The organism is Streptomyces sp. NPDC056160 (assembly GCF_042268205.1).
In the GTDB taxonomy this organism is placed as follows: domain Bacteria; phylum Actinomycetota; class Actinomycetes; order Streptomycetales; family Streptomycetaceae; genus Streptomyces.
Window position 1 is genome coordinate 12,199 of the sequence record NZ_JBHJUW010000087.1, and the last position, 23,268, is coordinate 35,466.

Annotated in this window: 12 protein-coding genes; all 12 read right to left on the minus strand. The window is 75.0% G+C overall.

Going from position 1 to position 23,268, the window contains the following annotated elements:
- Window positions 1–68: 68 nt before the first annotated feature.
- A complete protein-coding gene (gene rsgA / locus ACFC02_RS27580; RefSeq protein WP_376362648.1) occupies window positions 69–1,217 on the minus strand; it encodes a ribosome small subunit-dependent GTPase A in 1,149 nt (382 codons plus the stop codon).
- A 270-nt stretch (window positions 1,218–1,487) separates the two neighbouring features.
- Window positions 1,488–4,076 (minus strand): hypothetical protein, encoded by a 2,589-nt coding sequence (locus ACFC02_RS27585; protein WP_376362651.1) that lies wholly within the window; start codon window positions 4,074–4,076, stop codon window positions 1,488–1,490.
- Window positions 4,073–6,244: a hypothetical protein gene (locus ACFC02_RS27590; RefSeq protein WP_376362653.1), complete on the minus strand. Its 2,172-nt coding sequence runs from the start codon at window positions 6,242–6,244 to the stop codon at window positions 4,073–4,075. The genes ACFC02_RS27585 and ACFC02_RS27590 overlap by 4 nt, the downstream gene beginning before the upstream one ends.
- An 88-nt stretch (window positions 6,245–6,332) precedes the next feature.
- Entirely contained in the window at window positions 6,333–9,269 is a 2,937-nt protein-coding gene (locus ACFC02_RS27595; RefSeq protein ID WP_376362656.1) for a hypothetical protein, read from the minus strand.
- Complete coding sequence (locus tag ACFC02_RS27600; RefSeq protein WP_376362658.1) at window positions 9,266–13,279, minus strand: tubulin-like doman-containing protein; 4,014 nt, start codon at window positions 13,277–13,279, stop codon at window positions 9,266–9,268. The genes ACFC02_RS27595 and ACFC02_RS27600 overlap by 4 nt, the downstream gene beginning before the upstream one ends.
- Before the next feature lie 220 nt (window positions 13,280–13,499).
- Window positions 13,500–15,800 (minus strand): choice-of-anchor X domain-containing protein, encoded by a 2,301-nt coding sequence (locus tag ACFC02_RS27605; protein ID WP_376362661.1) that lies wholly within the window; start codon window positions 15,798–15,800, stop codon window positions 13,500–13,502.
- Between the two features lie 64 nt (window positions 15,801–15,864).
- On the minus strand, window positions 15,865–16,416 hold the full coding sequence (locus ACFC02_RS27610) for a Pycsar system effector family protein (RefSeq protein ID WP_360964189.1): 552 nt from the start codon (window positions 16,414–16,416) through the stop codon (window positions 15,865–15,867).
- The gene (locus ACFC02_RS27615) at window positions 16,413–17,669 is read right to left on the minus strand and encodes a hypothetical protein (RefSeq protein ID WP_376362665.1); all 1,257 of its coding nucleotides are present in this window, start codon (window positions 17,667–17,669) and stop codon (window positions 16,413–16,415) included. Before ACFC02_RS27615 ends, ACFC02_RS27610 begins: the two co-directional genes overlap by 4 nt.
- The gene (locus ACFC02_RS27620) at window positions 17,662–20,430 is read right to left on the minus strand and encodes a hypothetical protein (RefSeq protein WP_376362668.1); all 2,769 of its coding nucleotides are present in this window, start codon (window positions 20,428–20,430) and stop codon (window positions 17,662–17,664) included. The genes ACFC02_RS27615 and ACFC02_RS27620 overlap by 8 nt, the downstream gene beginning before the upstream one ends.
- A 5-nt stretch (window positions 20,431–20,435) precedes the next feature.
- Window positions 20,436–21,260 (minus strand): hypothetical protein, encoded by an 825-nt coding sequence (locus tag ACFC02_RS27625; protein ID WP_376362671.1) that lies wholly within the window; start codon window positions 21,258–21,260, stop codon window positions 20,436–20,438.
- Between the two features lie 123 nt (window positions 21,261–21,383).
- On the minus strand, window positions 21,384–22,109 hold the full coding sequence (locus ACFC02_RS27630; RefSeq protein ID WP_376362674.1) for a Crp/Fnr family transcriptional regulator: 726 nt from the start codon (window positions 22,107–22,109) through the stop codon (window positions 21,384–21,386).
- Window positions 22,110–22,857: 748 nt separating this feature from the next.
- On the minus strand, window positions 22,858–23,268 hold a 411-nt coding region (locus ACFC02_RS27635), incomplete at its 5' end, for a cellulose binding domain-containing protein (RefSeq protein WP_376362677.1).

Below are 23,268 nucleotides of genomic sequence, written 5' to 3' on the forward strand. Positions count from 1 at the left end.
GGACACGGGCCTGGTGACGCCTTGAGGACCTGTTCGAGGACCCTGTCGGAGGACCCTGTCGGAGGAACCTACGCCCAGCGTCCGCGCTTCGCCTCCATGGCGGCCCGGCCCTCCGCGCCCTTGCGCTTCCAGTCCCGCCGGATCTCCGCACGCAGCCGCGCGTCGGTCTTCGCGACGATGCGCTGGTTCTCGCGCAGCAGCTTGCGGTAGCTCTCCAGTCGCCGCTCGGGCAGTTCACCCGCGTCGACGGCGGCCAGCACCGCGCAGCCGGGCTCGCGCAGGTGGGCGCAGTCGTGGAACCGGCACCGCGCGGCCAGCTCCTCGATCTCGGAGAACACCTGTCCGACCCCGCTCTCGGCGTCCCACAGGCCCACCCCGCGCAACCCGGGCGTGTCGATCAGTACGCCGCCGCCGGGCAGCACGAGCAGGTTGCGGGTGGTCGTGGTGTGCCGGCCCTTGCCGTCGACGTCCCGGGCGGCCTGCACCTCCATCACGTCCTCGCCCCTCAGCGCGTTGGCGAGGGTCGACTTGCCGGCTCCGGACTGGCCGAGCAGCACGGAGGTCCCCGCGCTGACGGCGGCGACGAGGACGTCGAGCCCGTCCCCCGTCAGCGCGCTGACCGGCAGCACCGGAACGCCGGGCGCCGCCGTCTCCACGTCCTGGACGAGGTACGACAGCGTCGCCGGGTCCGGTACGAGGTCGGCCTTGGTCAGCACGACCAGCGGCTGGGCACCCGACTCCCAGGCCAGGGCCAGGAACCGCTCGATGCGGCCGAGGTCGATCTCGAAGGCCAGCGACACGGCGACGATCGCGTGGTCCACGTTGGCGGCGAGGATCTGCCCCTCGGACCGCTTGGAGGAGGTGGAGCGCAGGAATGCGGTGCGGCGCGGGAGGTAGGTCCGCACGTAACGCGGGTTGCCGCCGGGCTCGACGGCGACCCAGTCGCCGGTGCAGACGACGCGCATCGGGTCGTGCGGGGTGACGAAGGCGGTGTCCGCGCGCAGCACCCCGCCCGCGGTGGCGACGTCGCACTGCCCGCGGTCGACCCGCAGCACCCGGCCGGCCAGCAGGCCCTGCTCGGCGTACGGGGCGAACTCCGCCGCCCAGCCGTCGTCCCAGCCGTAGTGGACGAGCGGGTGCTCCCCGAAGGAGGAGGGCGAAGGGGAGGAGGAAACGGAGGAAGGAGAAGCGGAGGAAGGAGAAGCGGAGAGAGACAAGGGGAACCCTTCACAAGGGCGGCCCCGACCGCCCGTACCGGGAGGGCACGGGTCAAGCAGGTGAATGTGTCAGCCGGAGACCGCGGAGGTGGTGTGGATGCTCTGGTGGTTGCGGGCAGCGCCCATCACGGAGACAGCCATGGGTCACACCTCCTGTTTCTCGTCGGGCCGACGGCGGCGGCCGACGGCCACCGCCTGATGTGTCCCTCACCCTAGGGGCGTCCGCTCCCGGGCGCCACGGATTTTCCCTCCGGGCGCCGCGGGCGTGCGTCAGACGTAGGCCAGGGTCACCACGAGCACGATGAAGAGGACGATCGCGCCCACGGCTCCTGCGACCACCCAGGCCGCCCTGTTCACGGGGGGCCGGGAGTCCGGCTCGGGCGGTGGGGGTTCCTGGGGCGCCGACGGCGCGGCGGGCGGCCTGCCGTTCCGGCTGATCACGTCCCGCAGGACCTGGCTCCACACGGTCGGGGGCAGGTCGGGGACCTTGCCGTCCGGCGGTTCGACGAGGCTTTGGCGGAGCCAGGTGCCCGCGGCGGGGTGGGGGTCCCGACTCATGCGGTGCATCAGCTCCCGCAGGTCGAGCGCATAGCGTTCGTCCCGGGCCAGCGGGGCCACCGCCCACTGGAAGAGCACGGTCGCCCGTTCGGCCAGGACCGCCCTGGACACCTGGTCCGCACCGGGCGCCTGCGGAGTGAAGTACAGGCCCCTGCGCAGCACTTCGGCACACAGTTCGTGGCGCATCTCCGGGCGGCGCACCCGCAGGCGTTCGGGTCTGCCCAGCTCGGTCAGCACCAGGTCCAGCGACTCGTAAGGGAGTTGACCGGAGCGCAGCTCGTCCAGGAGGAATCCGTCCGGCCGCGTGCTCAGCTCCGCCGCCAGGACGGTGCGCCGCGGGCCGTCACCGGGCCGGTGGCCGCGCAGCTCCCGGCGGAGCCCGTGCGCGTCGGGACCGTCCGGGAGGCTCCCTGCGGCCGCCCCCTCAGGGCTCGCGTGGGGTACGAGCGGGGGGTACGGGGGTCGGGGGCCGGTTGCCGGGGCGATGGCCGGCGGGGGCGTCGCGGGAGCGGCCGGTACCGTCGGCAGGGGCGGCTGGGCAGGGGGCGGAGGCGGCCCCTGTCGCGGCCCCGGAGCGGGTGCCGGGAGGTTCGCGTCGGTCCAGTGGGCCCGGCTGTTCCAGTCGGCCCGGGCGGCTCGGGTGGCTTGGGCGTCACGGTCGGCTTGAGCGGCCCGTTCGTTCTGGTCGGCGCGTTCGGCCTGGCCGGCCCTTCCGGCCCGCTGGGCCGGTTCGTTCTGGTCGGCCCTCGCGGTCCGTTCGCCCGGGTGGTCGGTGCGAAACCCGCCGCTCTCCGGGGCCGGGAGGACTTCATCGGTCCGGTCGGTGCCGTCCGTCCTGTCGGCCCTGTCGGCCCTGTCAGCCCTGTCAGCCCTGTCTGCCCGGTCGGCCCGGGCGCCTCTGCCGGTGCCGGACGCCCTGTCAGGCGCGGCGGCACTGTCCACGCCGGCTGTCCCGTGGGACCAGTAGTCGGTCCTGTCAGGCCCGGGGGCTCCGGCAGGACCGGAGGGCCAGTCGGGTGCGGGGGACCAGTCGGGTGCGGCGGTCCCGTAGGCCTGTTCCGTCGGCTGCTCGTTCCGGTCGGCCGGTGCGGTCGACGGGGTGCGGTCGGTCGCTGTGGCCGGCTGGGTGCGGTCGGCCGGTTCGCTGCGGTGGAAGGGCTCGCTCGGGCGGAAGGGCTCGCTCGTGTCGAGGGCTTCGCTGCGGTGGAGGGGGTCCCTTCGGTCGTAGGGTTCACTGCGGCCGAAGGGTTCGCTTCGGCCGAAGGGTTCGCTTCGGCCGAAGGGTTCGCTTCGGCCGAAGGGTTCACTGCGGTCGAAGGGTTCGCCGCGGTCCGGGTGCGTGGGCCGGGCGGGTCGGGGCGGTGGTGCGGTGCGGGCGGTCGGGTGGTCGGTGTCCAGGATCTCCTGGAGCCGGGCACGCCGCCGGTCCCAGTCCAGGACCGCGCCGTCGGGCAGGTCCTCGACCAGTTGCGGAACGCCGGCGGGCGCCTCCCGGTGCGCGAGGAGGTGTTTCACCAGCTCCGCCGCCGCGCCGAGTTCGATCCGGCGCCCGTCCGGCGCCCGGCCCATGACGCGGGCCAGCGGGCCAAAGCCGCCCGTGTCCGGTTCCCAGCGCGGGACGGCGGTGAGCCGGAGCGGGTGGGTGTCCACGGTGTCGTACGTGGCGAACGTCCACTCGTGGCCCAGCCAGGAGCCGAAGATGAGGAACAGGCCGAGGTAGACCAGGGGCACCTGGCTCCGGTCCGGCCAGTCGACCGGGTTGCGTTCGCCCAGGAGCAGAGAGACCCGCTGGGCCGGGTCACGCAGCAGTTCGGCAGTGATCTGGGTGAGCGCGTGCTTGACCGTGGGCAGTTGTTCCAGCATGCGGGGCAGCCGGGACAGGGCCAGGTCGTCGAGCCGGGCGCCTTCGATCGCGTCCTGCTGCCCGGAGGCCTGCTCGGCCTTCTCCTGTACGCTCCAGCCGCCGTGGGCGAGGCCGAGGCACTGGCGGGTCTTCAGCGTGCCGGGCGGCCCGACGAGGACATGGCTGACCGTGCTGGGCCGGCCGCCCGGGTCGGTGGTGGGCCAGCGCTGGACGAGCATGACGTGGCCGTCGCGGGAGACGGTGCGCACGACGCTCGGCCGTGCTGCCGCCGCTCCGGACATCCACAGCAACGAGCCCAGTTCGCGGGCGAGTTCGGCGGCCCGCTCGGGCGGGCAGGAGTAGGCGACGGCGTTCATGCCGGTGCCCTGGCGTCCGCGGTTGCCGTCCCAGCGGAAGACGACCTGGTGCACGGGCTCGCGGCCCTGGAAGTCGTTCACCTGAATTCCCCTCCCGCCGCTCCACCGGCCGTGCCGCCGGTCGTTCCACCAGCCGTGCCACCGGCCGTGCTGCCGGGGCCCGGCGCCCGGCGGCCGGGTACCGTCTCGAACCCGGGTGTCTCCCCCACCGCGAACGCCTCGGCGCCGCCCGGCACGTCGATCAGCCCGTGCATCGCGAGCAGCGCCAGCAGGGGTTCCAGCACCCTTCGCGGCCCGGCTCCCGCCGGATAGCGGCCGCGGTCCTCCTGGCCGCCGGTGGCGGAGGCGATGTGCAGGGTGCAGCGGCGGATCGCGTCGAAGGGCCGCAGCCAGGCCTGGCCCGCGTGCCCGCGCAGCAGACTGTGCACGTCCCGGCTCTCCGCGCGCACCAGCGCGGGGTCGAGGGAGGTGGCGGGCGGCCGGCTCAGCCAGCGGTCGACGGGCGGCCGGAACCGCAGCAGGTCCGCCTTGCCGAGCACCATCGCGGCCGGGACGTCGAGGTACGGGCCGTTCTTCGGCAGCCTGTCCAGGACGGTGCCGAAGGCGACGTCGCCGTCGCGGTTCACCTCGACTCCCCAGCGCTGCCTGGCGTGGTCCAGCTCGGGCAGCGGGAGGGCCAGCGCCGGGTCGACGACGAAGACCAGGGCGTCGACCCCGAGCAGGAACCGCAGCGCCGCGTCGGTGCGGACCAGGTCCTCGCCGCCGAGGTCGAAGAAGGCGACGGGGCGGACCTGCCCGCGGGCATCGGTGATCAGCAGCGACTCCACGAACCGGGCGAAGTCGTCCAGACCCAGCGCGGCGGTGTGGTCGAGCACGTTGCCGTTGCGCAGCGGCTGCACCCGTTCGCGCACGAACCGGGCGTGCTGCTCGGGGTTGACCGACTGCCAGGTCAGGCCGAACGGCTCAAGTCCGCCGTCGGTGATCGCGGCGATCATCTGGGTCAGCAGATGGCTCTTGCCGGTGGAGGACTGCCCGACCATCGCGACGGTCAGCGGACGGCCGTTCGTCAGGTAGGGCACCGGGATGACGTGCTCGGGGAAGTCCGGGTCCGCCGCGCACTTCTGGACGGCGCCGCGCATGATGTCGTCCAGCACCACGGGGTTGCTGATGCCGGAGACGTCCAACGGCTGCTTGTACTGCATCGTGTTGTCGGCGACGAACAGTTTCGTCAGGTCCAGCTGGATGGTCTGCAGGCAGTACGGGCAGAGCACTTCGCCGTTGCCGCGCTCGCCCGGGGCCCCGGAACCGTCCCGGGGACGGGCGAGGGGAGCCTGCCGCTTGAGCCGCAGCGCCTCCTCGAACGCCTCCCGGTGCGGGCGCGTCTCGTCGGCGGGCACGGTCAGGCGGATGCGGTCACCGGCGCCCGGCGCCACCAGGTCGAGCACTTCGGCGGGCGTCGGCCGGCCGGCGGCCCGCGGGTCGAAGGCCCGGCGGAACATCCGGTCGAGCACCCGGTGTTCGTCCAGGTCGGCCGGTGCCCCGTCGGCGGGTCCCGGCCGTCCGGTCACCAGCCGGTAGAGCACCTGGGCGGCGCTCCACACCGCGTCCCGCGAGTCGGCGAGTCCTTCGCCGCGGCGCTGCTCGGGCGAGCAGAACGGCAGCCTGCCCCACGGGCTGCGCGGCCGTCCGGCCCGGGTCACCGCCTCCAGCCCCCACAGCTGGACCCTGGCGCCGTCCCACAGGACGGTCGCCGGGGACAGGCCGCGGAGCACCAGGCCCTGCCCGTCCAGCACGCACAGGGCCGTCATCAGGTCCCGGGTGAAGCGCTGCTGGTCGCTCGCCGCCATGACGTGGGTCCGCGCGGCGGCGATCCCGCGCGGGGCGGCGTAGAGCAGGAACGGCTCGGCCGTGTCGAGTTCGTGGCCGACGACCCGCGGGAAGAGCGGCGCGTAGGCGGTGTCGCCGAGCAGGCGGTGCAGGTGCAGGGCGGTGCCGGTCTCGGTCTCCAGGAGGGCGCGCGCCGCCGGGTTCGCCGCGTCCTCGGCGGTCAGGCGGACCTGCACGCACTGCTGTCCCTCGTCGTCCAGCAGGCAGTTGCGGATCAGCTGGGGCAGCAGCCGGTCCCGGCGGGACTCCCGGCCGAAGCGGACGGGCGCGACGCGGCGCCCGCCCGCGGGCGTGGTGAACACGAGTTTGCCGGGCGGCGCACCGCCCTGGCCGGGCCCGGCGGAGTGCGTGGGGCTGGTCACCGGCGGTCCTTTCCTTCGTACGTGTGCACGTGCACCGGTGGGTGCGGGCGTGCGGGGCCGGGGCGGGCACCGTGGGTGCGGAAGCGGGTCATCGGCGCTCGCCGTCCTCCCGGCCGTTCCCCCGGCCGTCCTGGCCGCCGTCCCCCCAGTCGTCCACCCGGTGACTCCCCCAGCGGTCCTCGCGAGCACCTCGGTCGCCTCGGTCGCCCTCCCGTCGGTCCTCGACCGGCCGGCCGTACGCGTCGCTTCCCCGGTCGTACGCGTCGCTTCCCCGGTCGAACGCGCCGCTTCCCCGGTCGAACGCGTCGCTTCCCCGGTCGAACGCGCCGCTTCCCCGGTCGAACGCGTCGGGCGTGTCGTACGGGCCCGTCGCGTCGTACGGATTCCCGTCGTCGTACGTACCCGTCGCGTCGTACGGATCCCCGTCGTCGTACGTACCCGTCGCGTCGTACGGGTTCCTGGGGCCGCCGGGCGCGGAGCCGTGGCGGGAGCGGACGGTGTCCACGACGCCCGACCGCAGCGGCGTCAGCCGTACCAGGCCGGCGTACCGTCCCGACGACGTCCACAGGACGTCCTCCGGCTGCGGCGCACCCTCGGCCCGCCAGGCCTTCTCGACCTCGTCGCGCACGGCCCCCGGGGCGAACCTGATCCACCGCGCGTCCGCCGGGTCGCGGCTGAGCAGCGCGCCCTGCTCGGGCGAGGACAGCTGCACCACGGCCTGCCGGTCGGCCTCCGCGCCGACCAGTCGGGCCGGGCGGTAGGGGTCGGTGCCGAGCAGGCTGGCGGAGCCCGCTCGGACCCGGCGGGCCGCGGCGAAGGGGGGCGCCGACAGCACGCCGTTGCGCCGCAGGTGGTGGCGGGCCGTCGACAGCAGTTCGCGGACCCGTTCCTCGGTTCGCCGCACCGCGGAGGTGCCGGCCTGGCCGCGCTCGGCACGCCAGTACGGGACCAGCGCCAGCTGGGCGGCGTCGGTCAGGTCCCCGGCCAGCGTGGCGACCAGTTCCGGTCCGCCCTCGCCGCTCTCGCGCTCCAGCCAGCGCGGCGCTTCCTTCGTGCGGTCCGCCCGGGCGGTGGCGTCGTCGTGGCTCTCCTCGCGCCCGTCGAGCCATGCCGCGTCCGCTTCGGGCACCGCGGCCGGGGTCTCCTCCTTGTAGGCGTACATGCGCGCCCAGTCCTCGTCGTCGGCTCCGGCGGGGTCGTCCGTCTCCAGGACCGAGGCGCTGGAGAGCCAGCCGTCGGCGGCCGGGGCGGTGTCCGGCCGAGCGGCGGCGCGCGGCGCGCCGTCGGACGCGAGCCGTTCCGTCTCGGGCGCCGTCTCCGGCAGCGCCTCGGCCTCGGCGGCGGCGGCCGTCGCCCGGAGCACGCCGGCGACGGACCGGGCGGCGTCCGCACACTCCAGGCGCTCCTCGACGGCCCAGTGCTCCCGCACCGCCTCGGCCAGCAGCGCGTCGAGCCCGTCCAGCGACCGCCGCATCACGTCGGTCACCCGGCCCGGCGCCCAGGACGCGGCTGCGGCGCGCCAGAGCCTGCGGGCCGTCTCCACCGCGAGGCCGAGGCCGATCAGCAGGCCGATGGTGCCCAGCCAGACCGGCGGCCCGGCCGCGTACGCCACCACCGCGCCGGCCACCGCGCCGCCGAACGCCGCGACCCCGGGGGCCACGGCCCAGCGGCCCGGCCGTCCCGAGTCGCGCAGCCGGGACGAGCCGAGCAGCGCCGTGGCGACGAACAGCAGTGGAACGGCCAGTGCGAGGGCGAGGAAGGGCCACGGCCACAGGGCGCCCAGCAGCCCCGCCCCGGCCGCGGCGAGACCTGCCAAGGGCGGGGCGGGTTCGACGGCGCCGGTCCCGGAGGGGTCGTCGCGGGAGCCCCTTCCGGGGTGCGGGAGGGCGGCGAGCTTGGGCAGCAGCGCCGAACCAGGGACCGGCTCGACCCGCCCGGCCAGGCCGGTGAAACGCTGTGCCACCGACCGCAGCGGCAGCCCCTGCGCCAGCAGCTTGCCCGCGAACTCCTTCAGCCCCTCCCGGATCTGCTCCTTCACCCCGCCCGCGGGCGGCACCCGCAGGCCGAGTGCGGCGAGCCGGGCGCCCGACTCGGCGGCGGAGGGCGCGGTCCCGCCGCCGCTGCGCAGGGCCGCCCCCGCCAGCTCCCGGTACTCGTCGAGCGCCTGGCGCGCCTGTTCGACGTCCGCCTCGAAGGCCGCACGGCGCGAGGCCCGCAGCAGGCCCGGCAGGGTCCGCAGCCCGGCCAGTTCCCCCTCGGCCCGGTCGAGGGCGTCCGTGCAGGCGTGGTAGGCGCCGTCCGCCACCCCGCCCGGTGCCCGGTGCGGGAGGTCCCCGCCGCCCCGGGCCGCCACCAGCCGGCCCAGCGGCTCGGGCAGGTCGGCCCCGGACGAGGCGGTCAGCAGCACATCCGTCGGCAGCTCGGTGTCCTCGCCCGCGAACCGGGTGAGCGCGTCGCGCCAGGCCCGGTCGCGCACCTCGGGCGGCAGGTCCTGCTCCAGCAGCCGCACGCCGGGCGCGGCGACGGCCTCGGGCAGCGAGCGGACGGCGTCCAGCACGTGGAGGTAGAGGTCGGGCACCGACAGCACGTCCACCAGGACGGCCAGGGCGTCCGGGTCGTCCGGGGCGGGCCGTTCCAGCGCGGTGCGGGCGGAACGCAGGTCACCGGCCCACAGCAGTCCGGTGCCCGAGGAGCGCAGCACGGCGGGGCGCACCAGCCGACGGTCGGGCTGGAAGGCCTCGTCGTCGCCCGCGTACGAGCCGGGCGCGCTGCCGACGAGCAGCACCAGGAGCCTGACCTGGCCCACCGCCCGGTAGCCGGTGAGGAGTTCGTACTGGAGTTGGTGGTCGGTGAGTCCGGCCGGGGTGTCGACCACCAGGAACAGCGGGTCGTCGGGTTCCGGCAGGCCGGCCAGGCCCAGTTGCCGGGCGACCCTGGCCCGCAGCGCCGACGGCCTGTCCAGCTCCGCCGCTCCGGCGCGCAGGTCCAGGTGGATGACGCCGCGCGCCTCCTGAGGTGTGCTCACTGGGCGTCACCGTCCCAGGGGTTGTCGCGGTCCCGGTCGCGGGAGTCGTCCCCGGCCCCGGGGTACGGTCCCGCGGCGCCGGGCTCGTCCCACGGCACCCGCGGCCCGTCCTCCCGGCGGTCCCGGTCGTCCTCCCGACGCTCCCGGTCGTCGCCGCGGCTTTCCTCGCGTCGCACGTCGTCGCGTCGCACGTCCTCGCGTCGCACGTCGTCGCGTCGCACGTCCTCGCGGCGGTCACCGGCGTCGCGGTCACCCGTGCCGGGCTTGTCGAAGGAGGGGCGGCCCTCGGCGCGGCCCCCGGACCGACGCTCCCGGTCCCGGTCCCGGTCGTAGGCGCGGCCCCGGTCCCGGTCGTAGCCCCGGTCCCGGTCGTAGCCCCGGTCCCGGTCGTCACCGCCGTCCCGGTCGTCACCGCCGTCCCGGTCCCGGTCCCGGCCCCAGTCCCGGTCGCGGGCGCCGGCGGGGCCGCGGTCGCGGCCGTCCGCTCGGCCCTCCTCGCGCTCGTCGCCGTACCGCCCGCCGCCGTAACGGTCCTCCCTGCCGCGGTCCTCCCTGCTGCCCTCTTCCCAGCCGCGGTCCTCCCTGCCGCGGTCCTCGCGACGGCCGCGCCAGGCCTCCCCGCCGCCCCCGGGATCGCGGGCGTCGCGGACTTCGCGGGCGTCGCGGGCATCACGGGTGTCGCGGACGCCGCGCCCGGTGCCGTAGTCGTCGACCGGTTCCTCCCACACGCTCCGCTCGTCCCGCTCGCTCTCGCGCCGGTACTGGGAGGCGCGGGGCGCGACGGGCGTCGTGCCGAAGTCGTCGTCCTCGGGCGCCGGGCGCCGGGGTTCGGGTACGTCCTCGCGCAGGCGGGGCCGGGCCGGCGTGCCGCCGCGTACGTGTTCCAGCAGCGTGCGCAGGGTCGGCTGGACGGCACGCTGGTCGCCGAACTCCTTGTCGAGCGCCGCCGGGAGGGTCTCCGCCCAGAACTCCCACAGCGGGCGCACCCAGCCCTCGACCCGCTGCCCGCCCCGCTCGCGGCGGTCCGCGAGCAGCTCCAGCTGGCGCGGGGCGATCTTCTCGACCAGGTCGACGAAGAGCGGGTGCGGTTCGCTGCCCGTGCGGGCCAGTCCGAGCGGCTGTGCGGCCATCAGCTCGTAGCAGTAGTCCTCGACGGTCGCCTCGTCGTCGAGGACCGTCCAGCGCTCGTAGGAGCGCAGCAGCTCCGCCCAGCTCGACACGCCGCCGGGGAAGTCGCCGAGCCGCAGCCGGACGCCGGGCACGTCCGGGCCCGTGTCGGGGAAGAGCCGGAGCCTGACCCGCTGCGGCGAGGCGGCGTCGCCCTCCAGCACGTCCACCTGGCCGTTCCACAGGCAGCACAGCAGCCGGTGCAGGATGGTGCGCCGGTCCTCCTCGCCGCTGACCATCCAGGTGTCCCTGAAGCCCAGCCGCTGGCGCCAGCGCAGGACGTCCTGGGCCTGTTCGTTCTCCTTGGCGCGGGCCCACTGGCGCAGCACCTTGCGGGCCTCGGGCACCTGGGTGAGGCTCATCTCGCTGCGGAAGAGGACGACGGTGATGGAGTCGCTCTCCACCCCCCGGTACTCCACGGAGTTCTTGGCGTCCGAGGGGAGCCGCAGCGTCTTGCCGAGGAACTCCTGCACCTCGTCCACCGCCGTCACCCTGGGGTGGGTGACCAGGACGCGCAGCGGCCCGGTGCCCTCGGGGGTGAAGCCCACGGGCAGCAGCCCGGCCAGCTTGCGGCCGAACACGTCGAGCGTGTCCTTGCTGACCTGGTCGCGGGCGTCCCGGTCGCCCGCGGCGGCGGCGAGCAGGGTGCCCATGGCGGGCAGCAGCGGGCGTTCCTCCAGGTGGGTGCCGCTCTCGGCGAACAGCCGGGTGGTCCTGGCCTCGAGCCGGCTCTTGATCCGCGCGACCGCGCCCTCGGGATCACGGCGGCTGAGGGTGTGGACCTTGCGCCAGGTGTCGCCGTCGATCAGCTTGAGCAGCAGCGCGGACACGTGGTCCTGCTCGCGCAGGTTCTCCCGGCGCAGCAGCCGGGTGACGACGTCCTCGTAGAAGTGGCTGAGGGTGCGCTGCGGCGGCAGCAGGTAGGAGATGCCGGTGCGGTCCTCGAACAGTTCGCGGCCCTTTTGCGCGGAGGACTTGCGTTCCTGGTCGCTGTGGCTGAGGAAGGACCGCACCAGGCGGTCGAGGTCGATGCCGGCCATGTCGGCCTGGGGCTGCCAGTGCTGCTGCTGTTCGCGCCAGGCCTCGTGCCAGATCGAGCGGCAGCGCCACTGGTACCAGGTGTTCTGTTCCTGGAGGGCGGCCTGCACGTCGTCGTCGCCCCAGCGCGCGGGTGCCAGGCCGGCGAGCTGGCCCTTGACGCGGGGGATCTTCGGCGGCTGCTCCGTGACGCCCGGCGGGCGCTGCGGGGCACGGGCGCGGCTGTCCAGCATGCCGAGGAAGCCGAGCCGGGCGATCTGCTCCTCGCTGTCCGGGACGCCCCTGACGACGCGTTCGACGAGGAAGGGGTCGGCGCTCTGCAGGAGTTTGTCGATGGCCGGGCGCGGGGCGAACCGGTCGGCCATGACGGCGGCCTGCCGGCCGGCCTCGGCGCGCAGGTCGGACAGGAGTGCCTGCATGTCGGCGACGCGCTGGCCGAGCGCCGTCTCGATGTTCCGGCCGCCGCGCGGCAGCGGTTCGGGTTCGGGCACCGGCAACTGCCGTCGTTCCCACAGCTCTTCGAGGTGGGAGTCGGCGAACAGCTGCCGGATCATCGGTACGGCGCCCTCGCGCAGTTCGGCGCGGGGCCGCTCCACGAGGTCCGTGACGGCCTCCCGCAGCATCCGGCCGGCCACCAGGTCGGCCAGCTGGTCCATCGGCGCGGTCATGGACGCCACCAGGCTGGTGGAAACGCCCCGCCTGCCGATGCCGGTGGGCGAGACGGAGCTGCGGGCGACCCCGCGGTTGATGAAGCTGGCCGCGAAGGTCTGGTAGTCGTCGTCGGCGGCCATCTTGCGGCCCGTGGTGCGGCCGTCGCCCAGTTCGGTGCCGATCAGCGACATCACCAGGGAGACGATGGAGCGGCGCAGGTCGTCGGCGCGGATCCCGGCGGTGGGACTGAACAGGAACGCGGTGGGCAGGATGCCGGTGCGCAGCCGGACCGGGGTGGTGCCCGGGTAGCGGATGCCGAACTTGGCGTCGTGGTCGAGGTCGCCGATCTCGGCGCGTTCGGTGGGCGCGTTCTGCTGGTCGACCAGGCGGAACAGGTCGACCAGGGCGCGGGCGGCGTTGAGTTCGGCCTCGCGTCCGCCGCCGGTGGCCGCGGAGAACGAGGACGGCATCACCACGAGCGGGTAGATCTTGACGCCGTCGAAGCGGCGCATCTGGAAGGCGTGGTTGATGAGGTGCAGGTAGTCCAGGAAGATCCCGGCGCCGGTACCGCCGGCCACGGAGAAGGCGACGAAGACGTCGCAGCCGTTGACCTTGCCGCCGCCCAGTTCGCTGAGTTCGCCCGCCGACTTGGCGATCGCGTCGATGGCCTGCACGAGGGGTTCCAGGACCGGGGCGAGGCTGTGCCGGAGGGTGGCGAACAGGGCGGCGCGGCCCACGGTGGGCAGCTGCCCGGCACCGTTGTGGAGTGGGGTGACCTCCGGTTCGCCGGTGATCGGCGGCAGCCAGCCGGCCACCTCCTCGCGCAGGCTCGCCCGGAGCATCTTGGTCACTTCGGGTGAGCTGTCGAAGTTGGGCAGCAGGTTGTGGGTGGCGCGCGAGGTGCGGGCGTAGGCGGCGCGCAGCGAGGGGTCCACGTTGAACTGCGGCAGCCGCTGGAGGTCGCTCTCGCTGTAGTCCGCGTACACGAACTGGAGGCAGTCGGGCAGTTGGAAGGGGGCGTGGCCGTTCATCCGGCTCAGCGCCATGCCGTCGGGGCCGCACAGTTCGACGCGGAGCCGGCGTTCCAGTTCGGCGCCGACGAGTCCTCCGGTGCCGCCCAGGCCGACGAAGAGCATCGGCTGGAAGATCTTCATGGTTTCCTCCCCGCTCGCGGCCGGGCCGGCCGCGGTTCGTGCTCGGTGCGTTCGTGGATTGCGTGCGGCGCGGCGGGCGCGCAGTGCCGTGCGCCCGCCGTGGAGTGCCCTGCGGCGGACGCGGCGTGCTCTGCGGCCGCCGTGGAGTACGGCGCGGCGGACGCTGCGCGCGCATCGGCTGCCACGCGGTGCGGCGCCTGCCGGCCGGTCGTCCCGGCGGTCACAGGTAGTCCCCGTAGGCGCTGCCGGTGCCGCCGGTGCCGCCGTCGCCGGGGGTGGGGGCTGTCGTGTGCCTGTGCTGCGTGCCGCCCGGGTGCGTGTCCTCACCCAGTTGCAGGTAGAGCCGTTCGGTCAGCGCGACGCGGCTGCCGGCGCGCAGCGGGGTCCGGCCGTCCTGCCGGCGCAGGACCGCTCCGCCCTCGGGGTTGCGGCGGACGGCGTAGGGGCCGCCGTGGTTGCGCTTCTCCAGGCGGGGGTTGCGGTGGGCCTCGGCGATCGCGAACTCGTACCACTGCTTCTTGTTGCCGCGTCCGGCCTTGTGCTCGTACAGCAGGTCGCCGTCCTCGGAGACCAGGTGCAGTCTCAGCCCGTACGGGTCCCGGCGGCGCCGGCGCAGCCGGGACCAGGCGACGGCGGCCAGGACGAGGAGGACGAGCACGACGGCCGCGATCACGAACGCCCACCAGTACTGGTCCCAGATGCCGGGCTCGGGCGTGACCCGCAGGGAGAGCGGGGAGGCCGCCAGGGCCCGGTTCCCGTCGGTGGCGTCGGTGACCTCGACGGTGGCGGCGAGGCTCAGTCCGTCGCCGAGGCGGTCGCCGAAGACGCCCGCGGGGGCCACCTCGATGCTCACCTTGCGGGTGCCCGACTCGCCCGGCGCGAGCGTCACGGTGGCCGGGCTGACGGAGAGCAGCCCGGAGCGTACGTCGGCGACGGACAGGTGCAGGGTGTGCGCGGTGGTGCTGCTGTTGTGGACGTCGAGGGTGCCGGTGACGGTCGCGCCGGGGTGGACGTCCGCGGCGGGCAGGTCGAGCGGCGCGGTGACGGGCGGGGGGCCGGGCGCCACGTCGATGCCCAGGTCGCGGGTGTCGGCCTTGAGGCCGGAGGCGGTGAGGGTGGCGCTCACCTTCAGGGTGCCCCTGGCGCTGCCGGGGACCTGCACGGTGCCGGCGAAGAAGCCGTCGCCCGCCGTGCGGTCGGGTCGCGTGCCGTCGTCGGTGAGGTTCACGGTCTGCGGGGTCAGGCCCGCGCCGGTCAGCCGGCCGGCCACGCGCAGTCCCGCGTAGTCGCGCGGGTCCTTGATCTCGTAGCCCTCGCGGGTCTGGAGCCGCATGGTGACCGTGACCTTCTCGCCGGCCTGCGGTGAGGGCGGGTCGGCGGTGAGGGCGCCGCGCAGTTCGCCCTGCCACAGCACGCTGACGGCGACGGGCAGGGAGCGGTGTCCCTCGGGGGCCTCGGCCTTCACCTTCCAGGTGCCGGGCAGCGGGTCCACGACCTTGAGCGCCTCCACGGTCCCGGAGCCGCCGGCCAGTTCGAAGCCGGACTTCTCGTAGGTGCCGTGCGTGGGCACCTTGTTGCCTCGGGGGTCGTAGTAGGTGATCTTGACCGCGGGGTCGCCCTTGTCGACGACGATGCTGCCCACGGTCGCCAGCGGCGAGATGCCGATGTCCAGGGTGGCGGGCGGGCGTTTGCTGGGGCCCTGTTCGTGGCGCAGGCAGTGGGCGGCGGCGAAGATCTCCTCCAGCGTGCTGCCGATGTCCCTGGACCCGGACACCTTGTGCGCCTTCGGCGCGGCGGAGGGCAGGGCGACGCAGCCCTTCTGGAAGCCGCCGGCGGCCATCCGGTCGAGCTGCTGCTTGTCCGGGTCGGCGCCGAAGCCGAGCGGCCAGACCTGCACGCCGTGGGCGGCGGCGTTCGCGAGTTCCTGCTTGAGCTGGCGTTCGCCCTCGGCGGTGCGGTGGGCCGGGTCGCCGTAGGCGGGGCTGCCGGTGACGTCCAGTTTCCCGTCGGTGAGCAGGAACAGGACCCGCGGCTGGGAGGAGTCGGTGCCGTCGGTGAGGTCGTGCACGCCCTGGCGTATCGCGCTCGGGAAGTCGGTGCCGGTGCCCTCGTCCTTCTTGCGGCCGCGCAGTCGGCCGACGCACGTGTCGATCGTCTCGCGGCCCGCCGCGTCCAGCGCGGTCCGCGGGCAGACCGGGTCCACCGCGCGCTGGTCGGCGGACTCCGCGGCGGCGAAGCCGTAGACCGTGACGTGGGAGTCGGAGGAGACGTCGCCGAGCGCGATCCGCGCGGCGGCGGCCTTCTCGGCCTTCATGTCGTCGGGCGTGAGACTGGCCGACTCGTCCACGGCGACCGCGTAGTTGACCGCCGGGAACGCCGGGACGGCGTCCGCCACCGGCGCCGTGCCCCGGCCGGCCGGGGCCAGCAGGGACACGAGCACCGCGGCGCCGCCCAGCGCCGAGACCGCGGCGCGGCGCGCCCGGCCCCTTCCTGTCTGCCGTCTTCCCGTGACTCTTCCCACCGCGTCCCCTGTTTCTTTGGTTCGTGTCTGTCTTCGGTGCTCTGTGCGGGCCCGGCCGCGTGCCTCAGCGCGAGGTAAGGCCCCAGACCAGGGCCAGTGCGGAGGACGGGGCGAGCGAGCCCACTCCCCAGCGGATGGCGCGGTACTTGGCGGACAGGATCGAGCTGACGTCCACCGCCTGGACGAGCAGCCAGCGGGTGGGATCGAGGCCGGCGTCGGCGACCCGGGCGGTCAGCCCCGCCAGGTCGCGCGGGGCCACCAGGTCACCGAAGTACGTCACCCCGTTCCCGCCGCGGACCGTGCCGGTGCGCGGCAGCAGCGCCCCCACCAGGGCGCCGACCGCGACGGCCCAGAACACCCCGGCCAGGACGAGCGTCAGGTCGGCGGGTCCGTGCCAGCCGGGCGGGCCGTGCCAGCCGACCAGGAACGCGGGCAGGGCCAGCGTTCCCGACAGCAGTACGGCCGCCTTCGAGTCGGCCCTCCCCAGGTCCTCGCGGACCGTGTTGAGCAGCCGTTCGGCGATGCGCTCCTCCGCCCGGTCGTGGCTGTGCCGACCCCCGTTCGGCACGGGCACGACCGGGTCGGAGGAGGTCTGGGCGCCCCCGTCGGCGGTCACCGGTCCTCATCCGCCCAGGGCCAGCCGTCGTCGTCGCGACGGCTGCGGCGGGGCGGCTCGCGGTCCGGGTCGTCGCCGGTACGGGTGCGGCGGGGCGGCTCGCGGTCCGGGTCGTCGCCGGTACGGGTGCGGCGGGGCGGCTCGCGGTCCGGGTCGTCGTCGTACGGGTCGTACGGCTCGGGCCGGTGGACCCGGTGGACCCGGCGGGGCGGGTCCTGGTCCGCGTCGTCGGCCGGGTAGCGCTCCGAGCGGTCGGAGCTGCCGGGTACGGGCTCGTCCCACAGGGAGTCCGTCCGCGCCGGCCTGCGGCGCGGCGGTTCGTCCGAGGCCCAGTCCGGGGTGAACGGCCGTTCCTCGCCCGCCTCCAGGCGGCGCGGCTCCCGGCGGGCGGGACCCGAGCCGATGGGCCCCTGGATGGGGCGTCCGCGGCCCTGGTTGAGGAGGTTGAGGACCTGCGTCTCCACGTCCGCGGCGTGCAGTTCGCCCGCCATGGCCATGGAGTACAGCCGGTCCAGGCGGTCCTTCTCGTCCTGCCGGCCCTCCTGGCGGATCTTCTCCAGGAAGTCCTTGGCGCCGTCGGGGTCGGCGGCCAGCATGTAGGTGAGCTGTTCCATGTCGCCGCCGCGCAGCATGCGCCGGAACTCGTCCTGGCGCACCCGGGTCACCTCGGCGTCGGCGTGCACCTCGCGCTTCTTCTGCGCGTACGCGATGGCCTCGTCGTCCACGCCCAGCCGGACGTAGAGCCGTACCCGCAGCCCGAGTTCGCCGCCCAGGTCGCTCCAGCGCCCGGCGACGCACTCCTGGGTAATGAGCCGGTTGGCCTGGTCGGCCTCGGTGACGGGGTAGCCGAGGGTGACCTCGCGCAGCCGTTCCAGGACCGGGGAGGTCAGGCGCCCGGCGACGTCGGTCACGACGTTGACGGCGGCCAGGTGCGGGTCGGTCACCTCCCACTCGATGTCCACCTCGGCCTTGAAGAAGCTGGTGCCGCCGGCGGCGGGCAGCTCCATGTCGAGGGTGGTCACGAAGGTGCCCTGGGCGATCTCGCAGACGGTGTACGGCCGGGCCAGGGCGCGCTTGCCGACGTGCTGGATGCCGCCGACGGTGATCACGCTGTAGCCGCCGTTGCGGTAGAACACCACGGAGGCCCGCTGGGCGCTGACCGGCGGGTAGCCGCCCGTCGGCGTGTACTCCCGAAGGAACGGCCCGGCGGGCGCCGGGCCCCCGGCACCGGCGCGGTTCTCGTCCTCAGCCATGCCTCTCCTCCTCGCGCGTCCCCTCCCGGCGTGACCGCTCCCGGCGCGGTGGACCACCGCGATCGGGTTCCTGGCGCGGTGGACCACCGCGCGCCGGTTCCCGGCGCGACGGGTCCTGACGCGACGGCTCCTGACGCGACGGCTCCTGACGCGACGGCTCCTGGCGTGCCGGCCGTCGCGGTGCGACGGCGAGCCGCCACAAGTCGCGCGCCCGGGCGTCGGGCAGCGGCTTCTCCGGGTCGTTCATCATGCGGCGCAGCAGCCAGTCCAGCCGCCGCCGGTCGTACTCCTCGGTGGCCAGCGCCGGCAGCAGCGCCGCCAGCCCCGGCCGGGTCCACTCGGTCCCGTCCTTGCGCACCGCCGAGCGCAGCAGCGTCTCCAGCGCGTCCATCGCCACGTCCTTGGACCGCGCGGTGTTGAGCGCCGTCCACATCAGGTCGGCCATGGGGCCGACGAGGGCGGGGCGGTCGGCGGCGAGGGCGAGCGGCAGCGGCCAGTCGCCGCGGTCGGCCAGCGGGGAGTCGGGGTCGTCCGTCAGCACCTCCTCGACGGTGGTCAGGGCGAGCCGGACGGTGGTGACCAGGCCCATGTCCTGGTACCGCTCGCGCTTGTGGTGGGTCCACTCGGCCATCCGGGACAGCACCCGGGCCGCGTCGGGCAGCGCCAGCAGCCGTACGACGTTGAAGGAGGCGACGGCGAGCTGGTCCCCGTCGCCGTGGCTGCCGATGCGGGCCAGCGCGTCCAGGGTGTCGTCGGTGGTGGCGGCGGCGTTGCCGTAGCCGAGTGCCATCGCCGCCGTCCAGCGCAGCCGCGTCGTGCCGTGCCGGCTCCACTCGCCGACCAGCCGGTGCACGGCCCCCCGGTGCGAGGCGTGCCGTGCGGCCTGGTCCAGCGTGGTGGCCGCGAAGATCCGCCGCAGCGGCGTGGGCGCCTCCGCGAGGGGCCGGACCAGTTCCGTGTAGCCGTGGTCGAAGTCGCGGACGCACAGCTCGCCCGCGGCGACCGCGGCACGCATCCACACCTGGGGGCGCGGGTCGTCGGCCAGCAGCCGCAGCCAGCGCATCACCGGCGCCCGGGTCGGGAAGTGCCGGTCCCACAGCTCGGCCAGGACGGCGGACGGCAGCGCGGAACCCCGGTACCAGATCAGCCGGGCCGGGACCTCCGCACCGGCCACCTCGACCGTGCCGTCGGTCAGTTCGGCGCGCGAGAGCGCCAGGTCGGCGTCCGGGTCGTCGCAGAACAGCGGGCGGGCCGGGGTATTGTCCGGGTCGCACTGCACGGACAGTTCCCAGGTCAGCAGATGGGCGGCGGAGGCCACCGCGCTGTGCGGGGCGCCGCCCAGTACGGCGAGGGCGATCCGGAACGCCACCGGGTGGAACAGGGTGGCCGTCCCAGGCCGTGCCGTCCTCCCGTCCGGCTCGGCCGCGGGCGCCGTCAGCGCGCGGTCCACACCGGCGAACCACTCCTGGGCCTGGGCGGCGGCCAGGCTGCGGCACCCGGACAGCAGCGCCTCCCGGGATACGTCCCCGAGCACGTGCCCGGCCAGCAGCGAGGCGAGCAGTTCGGCCTCGGCGGGTCGCAGGTCCTTCAGTCCCACGGCGTCCTTGACGTCGTCGCGGTCGGCGAGTGCCTCGGCGCGGGCCAGCAGGTCGTCCGGGCGGGCGTCCGCGCCCCGCGGTGACCGGGCCGCGTGGCGCTCCAGGCGCTCGCGCAGCCGGGTGCGCAGCAGTTCCTGGGTCGGCGCGGGCGGGCAGAGCATGCCGTACCGGCCGGCGAGCAGCGGGTTGGCCGCCGCGCCGACGGACACGACGACGACCGCGAAGGCGTCGTGGCGGTCCAGGGCCGCGGCCAGTTCGTCGAGGTCCATCTCGGCGGGGGGAAGCGCGCCGGGCCGGGTGAGGGACACCTCCAGCAGGAATCCGCCGCCGGGGCGGCCCTCCTCGTCCTCCTCGCCCCGCGACTGGCCCAGCGAGACGGCCAGTTGGCGTACTCCGTCGTCCGGGTCCACCCGTCGCACCCGGTGGCCGGAGGCGGGCTGCGGGCCGCTGCCGTGCGGGGCGCGGGTGGTGACCTCGTCGAGCAGGGAGAGGGCCGTGCTCGTCCGCCCGGTGCCCGGGGCGGCGCCGAGCACCAGCAGGCGGCGGGCCCGGAGCGCGTGGCGCAGTTGCACGTACCCCTGCGGTTCCACGTGGATACGGCGGAGCCTGCGCAGTTCCTCGTCGGGCACCGGCCCGCTGCGCATGGCCACGCCTGACCTGCGGCTGTCGAGGAGCAGGTTGACGTCGCCGATGTGGGCGCTGCGGAAGTAGTTGCGGTCGAAGCTGGTGAAGTCACGGCCGACGTCGAACAGTTGCCGGGTGGCGCGGCGGGTGCGGGCGGCCGCGGCGAGGTCGGTGGTGCCGTCCTCGCTCTCCTCCTCGGCCAGGGGGTCGCGGGTGTGTTCCTTGAACCGCCCGGCGGCGCGCTCCCGCTCCTTCTCCCGCTCCCGGTCCTTCTCCTTGTCCCTTTCCTTGTCCCTTTCCTTCTCACCGTCCTGTCCGGCGGTGTCGTCCGGGTCCTCGTCGTCGGACCGGGACCCGCGCCCGCCGCCGTCGGCCCCCTCGTCCCGGGAGCGCTCGCGCCTGTCCCTCTTCTCCTCGCCCCGCGGGACGCGCCCACGGTCCGGTTTCTCCGCGCCGCCGGGCTTGTCCGGCCTGTCTCGGCGCACCGGCCTTTCCGGGGGCTGTTCGGCCGGGCCGTCCGCCTGCGGTTCGTCGCTCACTCGGCTCAGCCCTTCCGCTGCTCGGATTCGCGGCCGGTGCTCCGGCCGATGTGCACGGGCTGCTGGTACACGTTGTCGTGGTGCTGGGACATGTCCCCGTGCACGGTGTACTGGGCCGGCGGCGGGTCCGCGACGGGTGCGGCGGCGCCGGACGGCCCCTCGCCCTCGGGCGCGGGGTCCTCGGCGGCGGGGCGGGGCCGGGCGCCGTCCGGGACCGGCGGGGTGGTCGCGGGGATCTGGGGAGCGGGCCGGCCGGGCAGGTGGAACCAGGCGGTGACCTCGCCCTCCTTGAGTTCCAGCCGGGCGGGGGCGTAGCGCTCGGGCTCGATGAACTTGCCGCCGCTGCCGACCACTTCCTCGTACAGGGACGCGGAGGTCACCAGGACGAGGTCGGCGTCCTCCGCGTCCAGGAGCCGCCGGGCGACGGAGGAGTCGGCGAGCCGGCAGGCGAGGTCGACGGCGCGTCCGCTGATGCCCCGGTCGTCGTGGCGGACCGGGCCGACGTGCATGCCGATCCGCAGCCCCAGGGGCACCCGCAGGCCGCGGTTCTCCTCCCGCAGCTTCTCGTGCACCTCGACCAGCCACAGGCCGAGCAGGCGGGTGGCCGCGACCCTGCCCTGCACCGCCAGCAGCACACCGTCCCCGCGGTCCTCGGTGTGCAGGGCGTCCGGGAGGACCGCGGCGTGCGTGAAGGCCGTCTCCAGCACACGGTAGATACGGGCGCGCATCCGCTGCTTGTCGACGTCGTCGTACTGGCCCGACCGTCTGGCGTCGACACTGATCACCAACTCGTAGTGCGCTTCGGTGAGTTCGGTGGCGTCGTGGTTCACCCGTGTCCCCCTGCGAGTTCTGTGCGCTTGCCGAAGAGCTGGTGGTCTCGGTGTTCCGTTCCTCAGAGTCTGCTCCGCGGAACCGGGGCCGTCTGTAGCCGTTTACACACGTCGGGGCGGGAGCTACTCCTGATGGCCGTCCGCGAGGAGCGCGAGCAGGCCGGGGTCGAGGACTTCCACCATCCTGTTGCCGGTCCGGACGATGTTCTGGGTGCGCAGCAGGCGCAGGGCCTTGGCGACCGCCTCGCGGGTGGCGCCGACCGTGGCGGCCAGTTCGTCCTGGGCCAGTCGGACGACGGGGCCGGCGGGCCGTGGGCCGGCCGGGGGGCTCGCCCGGGAGGGGGCGTAGGGGCCCGTGGAGGCGGAGGCTCCGGAAAGTTCGGTGAGCCGGCTGGCCAGGCGTTGCAGCACGGTGAGGGAGGCGAGCGCGGACCGTTCCTGGTCGGCGCTGCGGAGCCGGAAGGTGAGCTGACGTATCACCAGACCGCTGACGCGGGGGTGCAGGGCGAGGAAGCGGCGGAAGGCGTCCCCGGAGATGACCTGGGCCTCGACGGGTCCGAGCGCGCGCACGGTGGCGCTGCGCGGGTGCGGGTCCAGCGCGGCCATCTCGCCGAGGAGTTCGCCGGGGCCGCGCAGCCCGAGTATCAGCCCGGGGGCGCCGCGGTCCGTCGACACGGAGACGGTCACCCAGCCCCGGTCGATGATCAGGACGTGGCTCGACCGGTCCCCCTCGGTCAGGAGATGGGCGTCCGCCGGGTAGTTCTTGCGGCTGCCGAGCGCCATCACGCTCTCACGTTCCTGGGCAGTCAGGGCATGCGCGAATGCCAGCTCACCGCCGAGCAGCCCCATGCCACGCCCCCCGCCGCAGTCCGGATGCCTGTGCCTCGTTGGCGATGATGGTGACAGAGCGTCGATTTAGGGCGAGTGAATTACGCCACATTCGTGTACTGGTCAGTAATCAGGGAGCTGGCAGGTGGACCGCTCGCGTGTGCCGCGGTCGTACGGTGCCGACCGTCCCGGAGCCCGCGCCCGGCCCGCCGTCAGGCCCCGGCTCGTGGGGAGGAGCGTGAGGTCAGACCCGGCGCGGCGGCGCCGGGTGTCCCCCGCGGCCGGAAACTGCCGATCACCCGCTTTTGGCGAGAACTCAGGTTTTCCCGGCAAGGAGGCGGTGATGGCGAGGTGAGGAGGGGGTGAGAGGACGGTGACGCAGCCTCCGTCAGCCGGGTTCCGCTTGCCGCCCCGGCACGCTTTCCGGCCGTCGGGCGGAGGCGCGGCGGGCAGCAGCGGCACGCTCCCCCTCGCGCGGGAGACGTGAGAGATGAGTTGGCAGCGGCAGCGCCCTCCCCTCCACTGCGCGAGAGAGGAGTTGGCAGCAGCGGCACGCTCCCGCCCTCGCGCGGGAGACGTGAGAGAGGAACGGGCAGCGGGGGCCCACCCACCGGCCGGCGGACCGGGCGGCGCTGAGCGGCGGTACGCCCACGGGCCGGCGGACTGGGCGTAGCGGGCAGCGCCGGCGCCCGCGGCGCATGGGCGCGCCCGGCCCCCAAGCCCCGTTCTCCGAGGTCGCTCGTGGGCCGCTCCGCCGCCGGCGGACGGCTCATCCCTCGCGGCAGGCCTGTCCGTCGAGCGTGAAGGCGCGGGGTGTCGCCTCGCCGCCGTCGCCCGAGGCGACGAAACCGAAGGAGAGGGTGCCGCCCGCGGGGACGGACCGGTTGTAGGCGAGGGAGGCGGCGGTGACGCGGTCGCCGCTCTGGGCGAGCGTGGCGTCCCACATCTGCGTGACGCGCCCGCCGCCGCCGAAGGTCCAGGCGATCCGCCAGGCGTCCAGCGCCCGGCCGGTGGTGACGGTGACGGCGGCCTGGAAGCCGCCGGGCCACCGGTCGACGAGGTGGTAGCGGACCCGGCAGGACGCCGGCGCGCTCGCGTCCGGGCCGGGCGCACCGCCCCCCGCGGTGGCCGAGGGGGCGCCCTGGGGCTCCGGGTCGGAGTCGGCGTGGCGCGGCCGGGG